Here is a 17614-nt window from a genome sequence, read left to right as displayed (position 1 = left end):
CATTTAAAAGGCTAAACTGCTTTATTATGCTTTATATAACCTTTCAAGCACTGCTCTCATAACTTCATAATATACAACTATACGAATACTTATTTGTTCAGCCATATCTTCACTATAGGTATGAGTAGTTAAATTACGATCATCGGCCATATTAAGAAATTGACGAGCTTCTTCTTCGGTGATAAAATTTTGATCAAAACATTCTCTAAACACTTTTTTAGGCGAAGCAACTAAGACAGAATAATTGGTTTCTAGATAAGCCTTTAATAATTTCCATGTTAAATCATAACTAAATTCAAATCGCTTAATAACAGAATCTCTATAAGCTAAAATATCATCTTCATCAGGACAAACTTTTAGACGAGCATTATGTAATTTAACAATAATATGTTCAAGCCTTTTGTAAGCATTTAACACTTCTACATAATGAAGTTTTAAATTTTCCACACCACTCCCTCTTTAAGAATGTTATCTTTTAAAGCTTGAGGCACTGAGTTAAAATCTACAAGATCAACTTTTTGAGGAATATTTAATGCATCTATAATGTTACGAGCTTTTACTAAGTCAAGGCCAGAAATTGGCTCACCTATATCTAGAGCAATATCTATATCTGAAGTAAGCTTATAAGTACCTCTTGCCCGAGATCCAAACAAATATATCTTGGCCTTCGGAAATAAAGCACTTAATAATTTAATTATAATTTCTTTTTCTTTAATCACGACTTCTCAATAGCTTAATTGATTATTAGGTACTACTATACTACCTAAATAAAGATTTAAACTCAAGACTAAACTAATTGCTATTAAACTAGTTCTTTAAGTCGGCATAAAATGTCTAGTGCTTGTCGTGGTGTTAAGTTATCACAATCAAGTTTGCTCAACTCTTGAATAACTGTATGCTCTTGTTTGCGCGATGTATCGTGCTGCTCTCTATACAATTCAAGCTCGCGCTTGCGTTGTTCAAGTTCAGCACATCGAGATTCAAGTGCAACAAGCTGATTAACTGCAGGTGCTTTAATTGTTATATTACTACCAGTTGATGCAGCAAGTTGTTGTTCGCGCACCAGTAACTCTTGAGCAATAACACGAGCACGTGTAAGCACTAATTCAGGCAGTTGTGCTAGTTTAGCAACTTCAAGGCCAAAGCTTCCATCAGCAACGCCTGGGATAATCTTATGGAGCAATACTATGCCTTCAGATGCCTTTGTGCTCGCAGCGTAATACAATACTATACCTGGATACTGTTGCGCTAATACAGTAAGTTCATGATAATGGGTAGCAAATAAACAACGCGCTTGTACGTGCGTATAAATATATTCAACAACTGCTTGAGCAATAGCAAGACCATCAAAAGTACTTGTACCACGACCGACCTCATCTAGGATAACTAAACTGCGTGGAGTAGCTTGATTACAAATAGCTGCAGTTTCTTCCATTTCAACTAAAAAAGTACTTTTACCTTCAGCGACATTATCTGCTGCGCCAATACGAGTAAATATGCGATCTACTATACTTATATGTGCTTGTGCAGCGGGAACAAAGCTCCCCATTTGTGCCATTATAGAAATAAGTGCTACTTGACGCAAGTACGTAGATTTACCGCCCATATTAGGACCAGTAATAATCCACAAAGAAGCAGCATCACTAAATTCTGTATTATTAGGTATAAACTTAGTCTGCAAACGCGCTTCTATAACAGGATGACGACCAGCAACGATAGTAAAAACACGTTCTGTATTAAAAACAGGACGAGTATAATTGTTGCTATACGCAATCTCAGCCAAACCACTTAATGCATCTAAATAAGATAAAGCATACGCTAGTTTTTTAAGTGAGCTCAAATACACTTCTACTTGTTTTTTTATATCTTCAAATAACTCTTTTTCAACCTGAGCGCTATCAGTGCGCGCACGAGAAAGATCATATTCTAAATCTTTAAGCTCTTGAGTGGTATACCGTTCACGATTGACCAGTGTTTGAATGCGTACATAATGGGCAGGAGCTAAATGTGCATTAGCTTTAGTAATTTCTATACCGTAACCATGAGCACCATTAAATCTAATTTTAAGTGAATTAATACCCGTACTTTCTTGCTCTTTACGTTCAAGAGCTACTACAGCTTGAGTACCTTGTTGCATAAGCGTACGCAAACGATCAAGCTCGCTATTAAAACCAGATTTTATAGACCAATCGGTTGTGCTATCGTCGTTAAGTGCTTGCACAATCAATGAGTAAAGAGGGCTAAAATCCGCTATTTTAGTTTTGATAGAATGTAGTAACGTATGCTCATCAAACTGGCTTAAACTATGAGCAATGTGTGGCACCACCTCTAGCGCACGTAACAAGCAAACATAATCTTGAAGTTGTGCTCTACGCAGTGCTATACGACCCACAATTCGCTCAATATCACCAAGCTGTTTAAGCAAAGCACGTAGATGGTCACGTGTCCCTAAATCAGCTACTAAAAAAGAAACTGCATCTAACCGTTGCTCAATGAGCTCTTGTTTAATCAAGGGACGCAAAAGCCATTTTTTTAATGTACGCGATCCCATGGCGGTTACTGCTTTATCAAGAACACTAAATAAGGTACTTGACGCGGTACCATCTTGGGTGTTTTTAACAAGTTCTAAATTTCGTTGTGTTGCACTATCAAGTAGTAGAAAATCATCAGGATTATAAAAAGAAAATTGTTTTAAATTACTTAAAGCCCGTTCGTTATTACGTTTTAAATAGGTGTAGAGTACCGCAAAAGCAGATCTTACTGTATCAGATACCTGTGATGCTTGTTGAGCTAGCCACTGATTTAAAGCATCTGTTACTTCTTGAGCATGTAAAACAGATTGCTCTAACGTTACCGTATAGCTAAGCTGTTGTAGTTTGGCTGCTAAAGCTTTGCCAAACTTATTATCAGGAATTACTATTTCATCTGGTAAAAAGCGACTTAACTCTGTTTCTAAAAGTTTAAATGCTTGTGGTTCACATTGGGTGATAAATAATTGACCAGTAAGTAATTCTGCAAAAATAACTGCTAAAGCTTCCTGCGTTGAAAATATAACACATAAATACGAAGCAGATTTATCGTCAAGTAGCCGGCTATCAGTAAGCGTTCCCGGCGTAAGCACTTGTGTTACTCCACGCTCTATAGTTTTAACACCTGGCTTGGCAGCCTCAAGTTGATCACAAATAGCTACTTTAAAGCCTGCTTTTACTAATTTAGCTAAATAGGTATCAAGTACGTGTAAAGGAACACCACAAAGGGGTATAGGCTCACCAGTAGACGTTGTGCCGCGTTGAGTGAGCGTTATACCTAACACAGAAGCTGCACGTTGGGCATCTTCAAAGAACAGTTCGTAAAAGTCACCAACCTGAAATAAAAGCAACGTATCAGGGTATCTATTTTTTATATCGTAATATTGGCGCATTAAAGGAGTTAGCATTGGTTTTTTAAGCTCACGTGTTATTTATTGATTATTTGCCATGGTATTACTGGATCTACAGTTGCATAATCTTCAAATAAAGGCGTAGCTACTTTAATGCCAAAATAGAGAGGCAAAGTAATTTTTTCAGTAAGCTGCAATGCTGCTGCAAAGTCTTCTTTACTGCCCTTACGTACAAGGACTATGGTACGACGATCCATATCTTTCAGTATCATATCAAGCGTAGCTATCATACGAGTCCATAATTGCAATACGGGAATTTGAGGATCTTCAGCAGCAATAACTCGCATAGTATTTTTAGTGTTTTTAGTATTTTTATCTTTAGTTTGAGCTTGAGCTATAGCAGCACTCTCTTGCTCTATTTTACTCCACAAATTACCTGCATTGATTTGATTTAATAAGACTGTTGTAGGCATACCCCACGTTGATTGCTTATACTTAACAACACACTCTTGACGATACTTATCTACAAGCTGTGTAACTATATTTTTAGACTTTTGATTACCAGGCGTATAGCCATACGCGTAGATCCAAAAGAATGCTCCTGGTATATCCCAGTCCATACAATAAGGTTGTTTATCAAGCACTCCCCAAGGGCGCTTTACTCCCGGTCCATCAATCAAATGAAATTTAAGCGGAGGCTCAATTTTGTGCTCACGTGTATCAAGTAAGGGTAAAACTTTTTGTACCAAAGAGCATCGAGTGCCGTCAGACTTAAGTAGTAGAGGTGGTACTGCTGTTTCAACTTTTTTAACTTCATAGTCACCGTCAGAATTTAGACCAATAGACAGCATATTACTTAGCATCGCGTACCATTGTGCTTTAAGAGCTCGTACAAATTTTTGCAGCTCATCCTGGTTACGATTGTCTTTATCAAATGCATAGAGCACTGACGCTTCTATTTGAGTATCAAGCTCAATCGGTTTTCTTAAGTTATAATGCTGTTTTGGCAAATTGCCCTCCATGCCAGCCCATAAGTTAGTATAATACTCGTTTTGCAAGTGCTTACTAAAAAGCTGGCTCACAACGTCGCTAAAAGCCTGTAACGGCTCAAAAGAAAACCGCACAACAGTCTCATAGGTAATATCAAGTGCATACGTTTGATAATAAAGAGCGCGTTCTGGCTCTAAACGATTACGTGCAAGAGCTGTCAGTTCATTATGCTGCTCTTTAAGCAGCCTTGCTACTTCGTTGCCTAAAACATCTTCAAGATCCTGGGCCTTAAGGGTGGTAACGTAGCTTACTGATTTTTCTTCCATAAGCGTGTACATAGCCCAGCGCAGGGCTGTTTCAAGTACAATAGTATGTAACGCTTTATCAAAATTTTGTAATAACAGTTGGCAAATTTCTTGCTCTCTATTGGCACGATGCTTATAAAAGCTTTCACCAAGATTATACGTATCGCCAAATATTTTTTTTAAGTATTGTAGTACAAAATTTACTCGAATATTTTCACGAGACGAGCGTGGATACATACTCAAAAAGTCTACAAAAACTACTTGTTCAATGCCTTGAGCATGCAGCTTGCTTTTAAGCGCATCTAAAAAAGTAGCATAATGCATAGGAATAGACATACCATTAGTAAAGAGCATCTGCTCTGGCTCTATAACTTTAAGACCAAAAGAATGAGCTCCTGCAAGCGTTGTTAATGCACGAATTTTGTGAGGGTGCTGCTTATGAAACAAATAATACTTATTCTCATGCATAAAACCTACCCATGGCGAATCTATTACACCAAGCACCTGACAATTAACAGCATAATTATATACATGATCAGTACTTACATAAAGAGCTTGAGTATGCAGTTTTGCTTTTTCTTTAATGTCTTCAAACTGCGCAATTAAGAGTGCTTTATTATCTATAGCATAACGTATTACAGCAGCTTGAGTTGTTTTATCGATCTCTTTTACCGTAGAAATATCAGTAAACACTAAGCCATCAGGCTTTATAGTATAGTGGCTAATTTGTGCAGGCAAATCTGCAATATAGGTATTTTCTTTAAGTTCAAATAATGTAGCTTCTTGAGATGAGGAATTATCACAACGCTCATACTTATCAAATTGAAGACCATGGAGCCCCCAATTGGCAATATTATTAAGCAAAGTACTTTTACCTACACCATCGACAAAACTACAAAATATATAGACCGTTTTTTGATTATTAACAGGCACAAGTTCCGTTTGTAACTCATGAATAAATTGCTGCGCATGAGCTGTTGCTTCTTTTTGTTGGCATGACAATATTTCTATAGGATAAGTAATATCAGGACCTACAAATAATTTTTTAAGAGGTGCTTGTCCTTCAATAAGTGCTCGTGCGTAATCTATAGAAAACAACATGTCTTGTGTGGCTATAGTCTCTTGAGAGCCTGTTTTTGAAGCATTCTCATACATACTCATCCAAAAGCTTATAAGCTCACCAAGAACAGTTTTAAGATTGCGACTGTATAAAGCATGCTCAACAGTATCACGCGCTTCTATAATTGCAGGAAAATCTTTACCTAAGGCATGTTTTTGAAAAAAGACTGCACTATCTTTAAAAAGATCTATTGGTCGTGCATAGACATGTTTAATTGCATGCTGCATATCTTTAAACCAATTTTTCTCAAGCCACTCAGCGTCTTTAAGCAAAAAGCCTGTCAGATAACCAAAAATATTTTTGGTAGGCTGAGCTAATCCACCTGCGGTTTTAGCAATAGCTTCATCTTCAAGCGCTTGACGCTGCCAATCGGTTTTATAAGGAGCTACCGCATCTTCTTGGTAGCCAAGTATAAGTATACGACCATTAACTGAAAAATTATCCTTACGCAGCGAGTGCTCAAGCTCTAAAAAACTATCTCTGGTTTTTTTAAGCACATAAGGATGGTACTCATGGGTATACCTACCTGAAAGATCGTAACTTGAAATAAAACTTGTATGAAACGCATCCGCTGGACCGCATAGTGCATAAAAAGCAGTACCTACTAACCAAAAATAACTGCTATATTTTATCAGATTTACCATTATTCTATTACCCTACTAAAAATTCTTCTTCTAAAAGTGCATAGACCTCTTGATAACGCTTGAGCATAAGTTGGTACTTAGGGTACCATTTTGTATCAGCAAACTGTAGTATAATAGTGTCTAATTCTTTAAGACAAAGCTTACTCACAGCCCAACAACTTGCATATAATCCAAAAGCATCTTTTGACTTCGAAGCTAAATCAATTGACTGGCAAAAAAAGTGTGCCAAGCAATCAAAATAAAACATATAAAGCTTATGTACTGCAGCCGCTTTTGAGTTAGTTTCTAATGCACCTGTAAGTTGCCAATACTCAAAAATAGACAAAGCTCCTGCAGGTAGACGTGTTTGTATGGTTTTGACAATAAGCTCGCTCGAGCCAATATCAACGTAGAGTTTTTTAAGCCAGCGATCATAATACTGACATTGCCATACACACTGCTGCCAATAACGCTCTTGATCAAAATCAACTTCTCGATCGCAAAAGTAAAACCATCGACGCTCAGATCGTGTAAGCATATCTATTGCTTCAGACCACCCGCGCTCAAAATCTTTCAGTGAAAGCTGCAATAGTTCATGGCTAATCCAAGGAGCATTAGGCTTATAGTCTTGTAGTTGCTGCATAAAGTTTTCAATAGAGTTTTCAGGCACAGTCAAACCAAGTGCGGCATGGAGGCCAATAGACCCCCATGCACTTACAAGTACTATAGTAACTATGATATGTTTAAAAAAGTTCATACGTTTACTTTGCGTCAATTAAAAATCGAACTCAGGTGTAACTATTTTGATAGGATCAACTAAAGCACGTCGTGCTGTTATAACTTGAAAGCTATCAACTTCACTATAAATACGTTTATTTAATTCTACTATTTCTACAGCTAAACGATCAGTATCTTCTTGTGTTCTGACTGTTTTATTATTAAATAAACTAGTCAACTCTATAAGACGATCTCTTATATGCACTATTTTAGTATTAAGAGCCTTAGTTCTTATAGGAGCCTGTTTAAAGTATTGTTTTACATAAAATATCATAAAACCAAGAGCTTTTTCTGTATCTTCTACAAGACACGAAACGGTATTTTCTAAAAGCTCTCTTACGTCAGCTTTTTCTTCAGACGGTGCTAAAGCATACTCACGAGCATAATCTTCTATATTTTTGTTAAGCATTTTAAAAGAAGTTCTTTCTTCTATATACCAACGCAAATCATGAGCGCTATACATATCAAGTATCCTACCCAATTGAGGATAAGCTTTATTGGCTATATCAAATAAACCACCTGAAGCTATTTTATAGATCATCAAAAGGCCACCTTGAATTGCCCAAGACTTTACATCTTTTTTGACAAACTGAGCTGTGCTTTTTGCTGCGCTTGCTGCACCATTTTTTACAGTACTTGGCATGTTTACAATAGTGCTTTTTACTGCTCCTGGCACGCCAAGAAACGACTGAGTCCAAGTACGAGAGGGTTGGTTAACAGCTGCAGGTGCCGGTTGATTATTTGCCCCATTAGCAGCATCAACAAATTGCTGAAAAACATCCGGACAAGCTTGTATTATCTTGGCCATATTTTCGGCTCTATAATCTGCTGGCTTAGTTCTATCTCTTAAAAATAACCAGTAAAATAACCCAGCACTTACAGCAGCAGTTGCAGCTATTTGAACTCCAGTTTCTACTTTGTTTGAAAGAGTCGCTTCTGCCTGTAATTCTTGTTGTATCTTGTTAATACGTGCATTACTTGGTACAAGTACCGCCGCTTGTGTTAAAGGCATAAGCAACGTTAAACTTATGCTCATTATTGTTTTAGGTATATTCATATAATCTCCGCTATAATTAATTTAACTAGTTTTTAGCTTTATATTAGCCACCAAATAAGCCGTTACCCTGGCCTTCTAGTGCTTTAAGTATATCATTGTTCAATCCTGAACTGAGTGAATTACTTGAGCTTATAGTAGGAAAGGCAACACGCTTACCTGATGGTGAACTCTCTTGTATTAATTCACCTACTACTTTAAATGACTCAAGTGTCCATTGTAAGTAAAGCTTTGTCTGCTGGTGTTTTTGTTGAGCATCGTCAAAAGAACGAAAACTCTTAAATTGTTGTATAAGTTCTAATAGGTCTTTAATAGTTTCTTGAATGTTAAATCCAATATCACCATTATCGGTAACTGATGTAGCTTGCATAGCTCGAGCTAATCTAATTCGTAGGCCACTACGTGAATAATTGCTAAATACTTCATCATAACACGGTAATGCTTTTCTTAGATAAGCAACTTCATGTTCAAGCGCACGAATGAGTTTAGCTTGGGCTACTTTCCAATTGCTTTCAACTGACAAATCGTTTTGATCTTGAACCATGTTATCTAAACGACGCTTTTTATCTAGTGATCCCGCTGAAAGAACCGTATAGGGAGAACATAAAAACTGGATATGCTTAGATTTTCTTCCTAAAGTCTCAGCAGTAAGGCCATTTGAGCCAAAAGCTATTTTATACGCATAAGCCCCTATTAAAGCTCTTGGTTTACTTATAAGCTGAGGAAAGTCTCTGATAAGTTCATGAAATATATTCTCAAAAACTTTACTTAAAGCATGCTTTGCAGCCTTATCAATAGACTGACCGACTATATTACCAATGTGCTCAGTAAATGTATCATCTTTGCTAACAAGGTTAAAAGCTGAGCCTTTCCATGATTTAGCAAGGCCCTTTTTAAAACTACCAAAAGAACTTGTAACTACAGGCTGACCACTACCTGCACTCGAAAAAGCTGGTGCTCCTTGACTACCCGCAGCGTATTGTGCCATTAGCAATTGCATCTTCAATGCATCACGCTCATGTCTACGTTTTTTATCTTTTTTAGATACTTTTTTAAATTTTCTTTCATAGTCTGTTTTGCCTACACTGGTAGAATCACTACCATTACTATTACCACTTCTATCGCCACCAGCAAAGAGTAGTGGTGGAGCACTTAAAAACATAAAACTTATATATAAAAGAAAGTATTTGCGCGATGCCATTGTAGTCCTTTAAACAATTAATAAATAACAAAATGTAAAACTTTATATAATTTACACTATAATCTACAGTTTAAATTATTATGCGTTCAATGACAAATGGTAGGCTGATAGTAGTTCAAACATAAAAAAAGGGCCCTTAAAAGGCCCTTATAAATTCCAGTAGTTAATAAGATTTAGAGTACACGCTTAAGATAGTTACCAGTATAGCTTTGTTTGTTATGGGCAATTTCTTTTGGTGTTCCTTGCGCTACTAAAGTACCACCCTCTTCACCACCTTCAGGACCAAGATCAATAATATAATCAGCTGTCTTAAGTACATCAAGATTATGCTCAATTACCAGTAACGAATTACCTTTATCAATCAAATTTTGAAGCACTTTAAGCAACTTATCAATATCACTTGAATGCAATCCTGTGGTAGGTTCATCAAGAATATACAGAGTATTAGTACCGCGTTTGGCAAGCTCTGACGCAAGCTTAATACGCTGCGCTTCACCACCAGAAAGCGTTATAGAAGATTGACCAAGCTTAATATAATCAAGGCCTACATCACACATTAATCGTAGTTTTTTGTGTAATGATCTATGAGCTTCAAAAAACACTACTGCTTCAGCAGCGGTCATATCAAGTACTTGAGCGATGTTTTTGCTTTTATATTTAATTTCTCGCGTCTGAATATTGTAACGTGTTCCTTGGCATACATGGCAAATCATACTTACGTCAGCTAAAAAGTGCATTGCTATAGTTACTGTACCTTCACCAGCACAATGAGAACATCTACCTTCAGCTACGTTAAAACTAAATCTACCAACTTTATAGCCACGAGCATTACTTTCAGGAAGTCCTGCAAAAAGAGCCCGTATATCGTCAAATATACCAAGGTAGGTCGCTGGCGTTGAGCGCGGCGTTCTACCAATCGGTGTTTGATCAATTACTACTAGGTTCTCAATTTTTTCAGCACCCTCAAGTTTTTCATGCCCGGAGAACATCTTTTTCATCCATTCAGGTATACGTGATCGCTTTTTAAGCACCGCTTGTAGTGCTGGTACTAACTCTTGCATAATTAACGTACTTTTACCTGAACCCGATACCCCAGAAATACCACAGAGCACTCCTAAAGGAAACTTAATGGTAAGATCTTTTAAATTATTCGTGTTGGCATTTTTAAGCGTTATAAAGCTTTTTGGTGTACGAGCTTTATGAGGCACTTCTATGCATTTACGACCACTTAAATAAGCACCCGTAAGCGAATCGAGGTTATCGCTAATTTCTTGTGGCGTTCCTGCAGCCACTACATAACCGCCACCGACACCTGCTCCTGGACCCATATCTATAATGTAATCCGATTGCATCATGGTATCAGTATCATGCTCAACAACTACTACGGTATTACCCAGATCTCTTAATGCATGTAATGTACCAATAAGCTTATCGTTGTCACGCTGATGCAGTCCAATACTAGGCTCATCTAAAATATAAAGTACACCGCTTAATGCTGACCCGATCTGAGTAGCTAAACGTATACGCTGCCCTTCGCCACCTGAAAGTGTTCGTGCTGTACGGTTGAGCGACAAGTAACCCAGACCAACATCACATAAAAACTGAACCCTGGTCGTAATTTCTTGTACTAAGCGACCAATAGTTGACTGTTCAATTGGTGAAAGCTTCAGTTGATTGAAAAACAGAGCAAGCTTTTTAACTGATAGTTGTCCAAGATCATAAATATTTTTGCCTTCTATAGTTACTGCTAGAGCTGCTTTATTTAATCGTTGGCCATTACAGCTTGAACATACCTCTTCAGATTCTAAATTGGCATATTTGGATTCGTCTTCTTGATCTTTTTTTCTATACCAACGAGATGAAGTATCATGCGTGGTTATAGCGTATACCATACCAAGACCATGGCACTGGCGACAAGCTCCTATGGGTGAATTAAAAGAAAATAAGCGTGGCTCAACTTCAGGAAACGAATAGTTACAGCGCAAACACATACGTTGAGCAGCATACATATGCTCAGTATCTCCTACAATAACTTTACATACCCCTTGAGCTAGCGAAAAACTACGTTCAATACTATCCTGGAGTCTCGATGCTTCAGTTTCAGTGACTTCGCAAGCATCAAGCAATACGTCTATAGAATGACGCTCTGTTTTTTTAAGTTTAAGCTCTTGTATTTCTTGTAATTTTCTAAAGTTATACCGTTGCCCATCAATAATAAATTTATAATAACCTGTCGCAAAAAGCTTTTCTAATGTGCGCACAAACTCACCTTTTTGGTAGTGCGCTATAGGAGCAGCTATAATAACTGTTTGTTTATCAAAATTAGTTACGAGCAAGTTAGCTATTTTATCAGGCGACTCAGCACTAATAGGAGACTTACAATCAGGACATGCTATAGTGCCATTACGAGCAAAAAGCACACGCATATAATCATACGTTTCTGTTATAGTACCAACGGTTGATCGAGGATTAGATCCTACGGTTTTTTGGTCGATAGCTATTGCTGGGCATAGTCCCTCGATACTATCAACATCGGGCTTTTTAGGTAATCCTAAAAACTGCCGAGCATAGGATGATAATGATTCAATATAACGACGCTTACCTTCGGTATATAAAATATCTAAGGCAAGTGAGCTTTTACCTGAACCTGATGGCCCAGTTATTACCGTAAGAGCATCTTTTGGTATTTCTACGGTAATATTCTTAAGATTATGCTCACGAGCACCAATTACTTTAATTCGATTTTTATTTGATTTTATAGCTTGCATTCAACCCCCATTATTTGGTTTATTTTAGAGTCTTTATTAGTATACCACAATACAAAGAAAAGGGAAGTTTTTGTAGCAATTTAATTTATTAATAGAAAATTATAAATAAAAATAATTTAAAACTTCTTGTTTTTAAATTATTTTCGAGCTTCTAAAAAGAAAAGTAAGCGTTTTAGAGTTATTTGATCCAACAAACAAACATATCTTAGAGCGCGTTAAAAAAAGCTTGCAACAAGAAGCTATAGTAGATCTAGGGTCTTTTAACTTGGATAATAGCTAGTAATTCTTCAAGGCTTAATTCTTTAGCGTCACCGCTAACAAGAACACCCACTGATTTTTGCATCATCAAACCATTGCCTTTTTGTAGTAAAGCTGACTTAAGAATATCTTTTATACCTTCTGGTAAACTTGCAAGAGAATCTTCCAGCTCTTGATGAGTTTGCGATAAAAGCACTTCAATTGATTTGCTTATAGCCAAATCACGCAAAGAAACAGGTGAAACAGCTTTAGTTATACGTCTATTAGGAGTATACTCAGGAATGTAACGCAAACAACCAAATAAACTAAAAGTATACAAAACGCTCGAGAAGAAAATAAGTGTTAGTTTTAAAGTCCTAAACATCAAGAGCCCCTGTATAGTTTCTTAGGAAAAATTATTTATTCATTGATTTTCTTTTAGAGAGAGCATATTTTACTTTATCACTTTCTATTACATTAATTTTTGAAAATAGAGCCATAAAAACATCTTTTTTACCATGAGCTACTATAAGTTGTAGCGGGGTTAGTGGATTAAGTAAACTAGCATTAGCTGTATCTATATATTGATTAGCACCTAACATAAGCAATAATTGCATTACTTCTAAGCTCTCTGCTTGTATAGCTTTATGCAACAAAGTATTACCCTCTTTATCACAGGTATTTAGACTAAAACCATCTTTCAGTAATGCACTTACTTGTTGAACTTTATTACTTGCTATAGCCTTAAAAAGTTCTTCACGCTTTTGATCTACATATATTTTAACTAATGGGTAATCGTAAGCACCTTTACTTAATAACTGTGCAATTGATTTAAAATCTTTAGCTTGAGAAAGCTTAAATCTATTCTTTTGAGCAGCTTTAAAATACTGATTTTCTGTTGTAGTATCTAATAAGCTATAAGTAGGTGGCATGTATGCTAAAAATGCTTCTAAAATATGTGTATACCATTTATTATCACTATCAGAAAGTGAAGAGCACTGTTTAGGCTCTACAGCAATATCAAGTGCAAGTAAAGTTTCCTTATTTAAAATACACGTATCTGCGCCATTCTCTAATAAAAAATAAAGAGCTCGAACACTAGAGCACAACAGCCATTCAGCTACCTTATGTAATGGGGTATTACCTTCTAAGTCCTGAGAATCAATATTACAACCTTTTTCAAGTAATACTTTAAGTATAGCAACTTCACCTTTTTGTGCTGCATAATGGAGCGCCGTTAATCCTTCATTATCACGAGCATTAAAATTAGCTCCTTTTTCAATTAATAGCTTTAGTAATACTACATCGCCTTTTGCAGCAGCATAATGTACAGGAGCCATATTATTTGAATCTGCAAGATTAACGTCTACTTTTTGCACAATTAATAATTCAATTAATTGTGTATGTTTACCTTCTATAGCATATAAGAGTGGCGTATAGCCTATACCATCTTGAATGTTAAGATTACATTCTTTTATACCAATTAAGAGTGTAGCAATCTCACTATTACCATTTTTTATAGCATAATGAAGTGGAGTCAATTCTTCGTTTGTCTCTTGAAGATTAACGTTAACACCTTTTTTAAGTAATATATTAATTATATCCTTATTATTAGACTCTACAGCAAAGACAAGCGGTGTTACACCAAAACGGTCACTAATACAATTAATGTCAGCTCCACACTCAATAAGTCCTTCAACAGCCGCCACATCTGACTGCTTAATTGCTGCAAAAAGCTGCCCGCTAAGGTTACTTGTGTCACCCATGCTAAAGCTTAAGAATGTATTAGCTAAAGCCAAAATTAAAGATAAAGTATATAATTTCATATTAGTACTTGCTGGATTTAATAGTTTTAGATCAATAGTAATTTAAGTTTCAGCATGACAGAACTAGCGATTTAGTCAAATACTTAATTAAAAAATTGAATTAATATAAGGATAAGGTAAGTTTAAAAGCTTACTTAAATGGTTTAAAAAGATAAAAGCTTTGTTTTTATTTGAAAAGAGCGTATACTATTAGTTATTATATGGTGGATATAGCTCAGTTGGTAGAGCATCAGATTGTGGCTCTGAGGGTCGTGGGTTCGAGTCCCACTATTCACCCCACTTTCAAGTTTAAAATACTTGCATTTAGGAAAAAACCAGTATATAGTAATCTATATCTTATGTCGGGGCGTAGCGCAATTGGTAGCGCACTCGCTTTGGGAGCGAGGGGTTGTCAGTTCGAGTCTGGCCGCCCCGACCATTTTTTAAACCAATTTCTCTCATTCTTGATTTTTAATCACTTCTTTTTGTATACTTTTAAGTAAAACATATAATAATTACTTAAAAGGAGTCTTTATGAACCATTTCTTTAAAATTACACTCTTATCCCTAGCTTTACTTTTATCAAGCACTCAAAGCAGCCTTGCTCTTTTACAAAGTTCTAAAATAACCCCTACACAAGAAAATAAATCTTATGAGCCCTCTCCTGCAGAAAAGTTTAGAGCAGATTCAAGAAAGCTTTGGACACAACATATGGTATGGGATCACGAGTGCTTAGTGTCAGTTAATAACCGTGAACCGGCTCATACAGAAGCTATTACTAAACGTTTAATGAAAAACCAAGAAGATATAGGCGCTGCACTAGGACACTATTATGGAAAAGCAGCAGGAGACAAAATAACTCACCTATTAAAAGAGCATATTAAAATCGGTAACGAGGTTGCTAAAGCAACCAAGGCTCATAATGTATCAGCTCGCACTAACTTTGTAAAAGAGTGGTATGGTAATGGCAATATTATTGCTAGTACTTTAAGTGAACTTACAGGTGTAAGCAAAGCGACCCTTAAATCACATTGGGATACTCATCTTAAACTTGCCGATAGAGATTTAGATACCCAAATTAAACAACAATGGACAAAAAACATTTCTACTGTTGATAAAGCGCTTGAAATGGGATTAATGCTAGCAGATATACTAGCCCAAGCAACTATTACTAAGTTTAACAACAAGTTTTAAGCTAAAAACTAGTTTGTACAGCAAAAGAGCCTTCGGGCTCTTTTTTGTTAGCCGTTTTAGTTTGTTTGTAGTATTCTAAAAAAGAGAACCTAGGTAATGTTACTTTTTAGAAGTGTAAACTCATGCTGCTTTTAGATAGACGGTATATTAGATCATTTGATTGGCTTGGCCTTGGTATTATAGTAATTATTTGTGCCATTGGTTTGACGTGTGTTTTTAGTGCTACTTATAGACCTGAATGCCATTTTTCATTGTTTTTTAAAAAACAACTTTTTGGCATGCTGTCAGGCTTGGTTATTTATTTTGTTTGCTGCTTTATAGATTACCGTACCCTAGAACGTAGTGGTTATTTTTTGTACTTTGCCACTATGGGCCTACTCGTTTTTACTATCATTAAAGGTAGTATCGGTATGGGAGCTCAACGGTGGATTAATCTAGGATTTATCAAATTTCAGCCATCAGAGCTTTCAAAGCTATTTTTCCCCTCATTTTTTAGTTACTACTTGTATACTGAGCGCGACAATCTTTCGTTTTATTTAACTAATATACTGCCTATTTTAGGTGTTTTAGGGGCAAGCTTTTTACTTATTGTAAAACAACCCGATCTAGGAACTGGACTAATTATTTTATTTTCTGGAGTAACGCTTTTATGGTTAGCAGGTCTTAATAAAAAGTTTTTTTTGTATAGTTTTCTCTTTTTTGGACTAGCAACACCGATTTTATGGAAATGTTTAAAGCCTTATCAAAAAAAACGGATTGAAGTTTTTTTAGGCGCTGGTGATAGCAAAAAAGAGCGTTACCAAATTGAGCAATCCCGTATAGCCATAGGGTCTGGTGGTCTTTTAGGCAAAGGCTTTCTCCAGGGCACCCAAAATAAACTTATGTTTCTGCCTGAAAGCAGAACTGACTTTATTTTTGCTGTGCTTTCAGAAGAATGGGGATTTATAGGCGCATGTACCTTAATAGCACTCTATACATTACTTTTTTTGCGTTCTTTTTTTATCATTCTAAGTATAAAAAACTTTTATGCCCAACTTCTTGCCTGTGGACTTGTTACCCATATTATTTTCTCAGCTATTATAAATATGTGTATGGTTATGGGTCTTCTTCCTATTGTAGGCATTCCTCTACCTTTTATGAGCTACGGCATTAGTCATCTATGGATTACCTTTGCAAGCCTTGGTTGGTTTAACGGTATAGCCATGCGTAGATTTTATCTGAGTATGTCTACTGCTTCTGACCTCTAGTATATTTTATAAAACTCTTTACTCTCTGCTACTTTTTAGTTTAAAATTAAATACAAGTATAAAACTATTAAAACCAAAAAGCTATTGGAGTTACTATGTGCAAACAATCAAATTCAGTTGAAGCATTAAAAAACAGAGTGCAAATGTTAGAAGTTAAATTTGCTCTTCAAATGCTTGAAGAACGTCTAGATCTACTTGAAGAGATGTTGCTATCTTTTGAAACAGAAGAAGACGATGAAGATGAAGAAGAATATGGTCATGAAGAAGATGACAATCATGATGAAGATGAAGAGGAAGATAACGATCACGACGAAGATGAAAATGCAGAGGAGTCAGGATGCACAGACTGTGGATGCGCAGCAGAATAACATTTGTAGCTTTTTTTCTGTGTATATCTTGTAGCATACAGAGCATCTTTGCTTTAAGTAACTGCACCTGTACTATAACGTCTAAAAAAGATATACCAACAGATACTAATAAGTTGTTTATCTCAAGCAACAGACTACTTGCTGACGAAGTACTCTTTACTAGCACTGATAAAGCTAGTTGTTCTGCTGAATGTGAAAAAATAAAAAAACATAGGCAGGATATATGGGGCATTAAAAACGCCCATACAGTAATTGATTTTAAAGCTAAAACAGGTACTTAACCCTAAGTACCTGTTTTAAGTTGCACAAAAGCCTCTGCCCATAAAATCTCTACACTTTTTTACACACAATTCAAACATACTTTTGCTTTCTGTGTTTACAGTAAGACTAAATACTCTGCGACACAAAGGACAGGTAGGTTGAGATATCCTTTGGTTATTCCATGCAGTTATGCACTCTAAATGGAAAACATGCCCACAGCTTATACGTATATTTTTAGTAGCAGGTTCAAGAAGCTCAAAGCATATAGAACATTCACCTAGAGCT

The 17614-nt window shown here is 36.1% G+C and carries 15 protein-coding genes and 2 tRNA genes; 6 read left to right on the top strand and 11 right to left on the bottom strand.

Annotated features, from left to right (window positions below; genetic code table 11):
- Positions 1 to 24: 24 nt before the first annotated feature.
- The 10 genes from H0X48_03325 to H0X48_03280 form a co-directional block, all read right to left on the bottom strand.
- Positions 25 to 447, bottom strand: coding sequence for a nucleotidyltransferase substrate binding protein (locus tag H0X48_03325; GenBank protein ID MBA3954319.1), 423 nt, complete (start codon positions 445 to 447; stop codon positions 25 to 27).
- Entirely contained in the window at positions 435 to 719 is a 285-nt protein-coding gene (locus H0X48_03320) for a nucleotidyltransferase domain-containing protein (protein MBA3954318.1), read from the bottom strand. The genes H0X48_03325 and H0X48_03320 overlap by 13 nt, the downstream gene beginning before the upstream one ends.
- Before the next feature lie 83 nt (positions 720 to 802).
- Positions 803 to 3436, bottom strand: coding sequence for a DNA mismatch repair protein MutS (gene mutS, locus H0X48_03315; GenBank protein ID MBA3954317.1), 2634 nt, complete (start codon positions 3434 to 3436; stop codon positions 803 to 805).
- Between the two features lie 20 nt (positions 3437 to 3456).
- Entirely contained in the window at positions 3457 to 6438 is a 2982-nt protein-coding gene (locus tag H0X48_03310) for a hypothetical protein (GenBank protein ID MBA3954316.1), read from the bottom strand.
- Between the two features lie 7 nt (positions 6439 to 6445).
- Complete coding sequence (locus H0X48_03305) at positions 6446 to 7174, bottom strand: hypothetical protein (GenBank protein MBA3954315.1); 729 nt, start codon at positions 7172 to 7174, stop codon at positions 6446 to 6448.
- A gap of 18 nt (positions 7175 to 7192) precedes the next feature.
- Positions 7193 to 8251, bottom strand: a complete 1059-nt coding sequence (locus H0X48_03300; GenBank protein MBA3954314.1) for a hypothetical protein — start codon at positions 8249 to 8251, stop codon at positions 7193 to 7195.
- Between the two features lie 43 nt (positions 8252 to 8294).
- Positions 8295 to 9449, bottom strand: a complete 1155-nt coding sequence (locus H0X48_03295) for a hypothetical protein (GenBank protein ID MBA3954313.1) — start codon at positions 9447 to 9449, stop codon at positions 8295 to 8297.
- A 173-nt stretch (positions 9450 to 9622) separates the two neighbouring features.
- Positions 9623 to 12217 carry an excinuclease ABC subunit UvrA gene (gene uvrA / locus H0X48_03290; GenBank protein ID MBA3954312.1) on the bottom strand — a complete coding sequence of 865 codons (2595 nt, stop codon included), beginning with the start codon at positions 12215 to 12217 and terminating at the stop codon, positions 9623 to 9625.
- 250 nt (positions 12218 to 12467) lie between these two features.
- Positions 12468 to 12839 (bottom strand): hypothetical protein, encoded by a 372-nt coding sequence (locus tag H0X48_03285; GenBank protein MBA3954311.1) that lies wholly within the window; start codon positions 12837 to 12839, stop codon positions 12468 to 12470.
- Positions 12840 to 12870: 31 nt separating this feature from the next.
- Complete coding sequence (locus H0X48_03280) at positions 12871 to 14280, bottom strand: ankyrin repeat domain-containing protein (protein MBA3954310.1); 1410 nt, start codon at positions 14278 to 14280, stop codon at positions 12871 to 12873.
- Between the two features lie 203 nt (positions 14281 to 14483).
- Between H0X48_03280 and H0X48_03275 the strand changes: the two genes are divergently transcribed.
- From H0X48_03275 to H0X48_03250, 6 genes are all read left to right on the top strand, one after another.
- A tRNA-His gene (locus H0X48_03275) sits at positions 14484 to 14559 on the top strand.
- Between the two features lie 63 nt (positions 14560 to 14622).
- Positions 14623 to 14698, top strand: a tRNA-Pro gene (locus H0X48_03270).
- A gap of 95 nt (positions 14699 to 14793) precedes the next feature.
- Positions 14794 to 15453, top strand: coding sequence for a hypothetical protein (locus tag H0X48_03265; GenBank protein MBA3954309.1), 660 nt, complete (start codon positions 14794 to 14796; stop codon positions 15451 to 15453).
- A gap of 122 nt (positions 15454 to 15575) precedes the next feature.
- On the top strand, positions 15576 to 16700 hold the full coding sequence (rodA, locus tag H0X48_03260; GenBank protein ID MBA3954308.1) for a rod shape-determining protein RodA: 1125 nt from the start codon (positions 15576 to 15578) through the stop codon (positions 16698 to 16700).
- A 95-nt stretch (positions 16701 to 16795) separates the two neighbouring features.
- Complete coding sequence (locus H0X48_03255; protein MBA3954307.1) at positions 16796 to 17068, top strand: hypothetical protein; 273 nt, start codon at positions 16796 to 16798, stop codon at positions 17066 to 17068.
- Entirely contained in the window at positions 17038 to 17349 is a 312-nt protein-coding gene (locus H0X48_03250) for a hypothetical protein (protein ID MBA3954306.1), read from the top strand. Before H0X48_03255 ends, H0X48_03250 begins: the two co-directional genes overlap by 31 nt.
- A 15-nt stretch (positions 17350 to 17364) precedes the next feature.
- Here H0X48_03250 and H0X48_03245 read toward each other — a convergent pair.
- A partial coding sequence (locus tag H0X48_03245) for a hypothetical protein (GenBank protein MBA3954305.1) occupies positions 17365 to 17614 on the bottom strand: 250 nt, incomplete at its 5' end.

It is taken from the genome of Candidatus Dependentiae bacterium (genome assembly GCA_013821315.1).
Taxonomy (GTDB): domain Bacteria; phylum Babelota; class Babeliae; order Babelales; family Babelaceae; genus JACDHA01.
Note: the sequence above shows the minus strand (reverse complement) of the source record. Positions and strands in the feature narration are given on the sequence as shown.

Coding starts and splice junctions, on each gene's coding strand:
- mutS (MBA3954317.1), bottom strand. CDS start 3,436: ATGCTAACTCCTTTAATGCGCCAATATTACGATATAAAAAATAGATAC.
- H0X48_03310 (MBA3954316.1), bottom strand. CDS start 6,438: ATGGTAAATCTGATAAAATATAGCAGTTATTTTTGGTTAGTAGGTACT.
- H0X48_03305 (MBA3954315.1), bottom strand. CDS start 7,174: ATGAACTTTTTTAAACATATCATAGTTACTATAGTACTTGTAAGTGCA.
- H0X48_03300 (MBA3954314.1), bottom strand. CDS start 8,251: ATGAATATACCTAAAACAATAATGAGCATAAGTTTAACGTTGCTTATG.
- H0X48_03295 (MBA3954313.1), bottom strand. CDS start 9,449: ATGGCATCGCGCAAATACTTTCTTTTATATATAAGTTTTATGTTTTTA.
- uvrA (MBA3954312.1), bottom strand. CDS start 12,217: ATGCAAGCTATAAAATCAAATAAAAATCGAATTAAAGTAATTGGTGCT.
- H0X48_03285 (MBA3954311.1), bottom strand. CDS start 12,839: ATGTTTAGGACTTTAAAACTAACACTTATTTTCTTCTCGAGCGTTTTG.
- H0X48_03280 (MBA3954310.1), bottom strand. CDS start 14,280: ATGAAATTATATACTTTATCTTTAATTTTGGCTTTAGCTAATACATTC.
- H0X48_03265 (MBA3954309.1), top strand. CDS start 14,794: ATGAACCATTTCTTTAAAATTACACTCTTATCCCTAGCTTTACTTTTA.
- rodA (MBA3954308.1), top strand. CDS start 15,576: ATGCTGCTTTTAGATAGACGGTATATTAGATCATTTGATTGGCTTGGC.
- H0X48_03255 (MBA3954307.1), top strand. CDS start 16,796: ATGTGCAAACAATCAAATTCAGTTGAAGCATTAAAAAACAGAGTGCAA.
- H0X48_03250 (MBA3954306.1), top strand. CDS start 17,038: ATGCACAGACTGTGGATGCGCAGCAGAATAACATTTGTAGCTTTTTTT.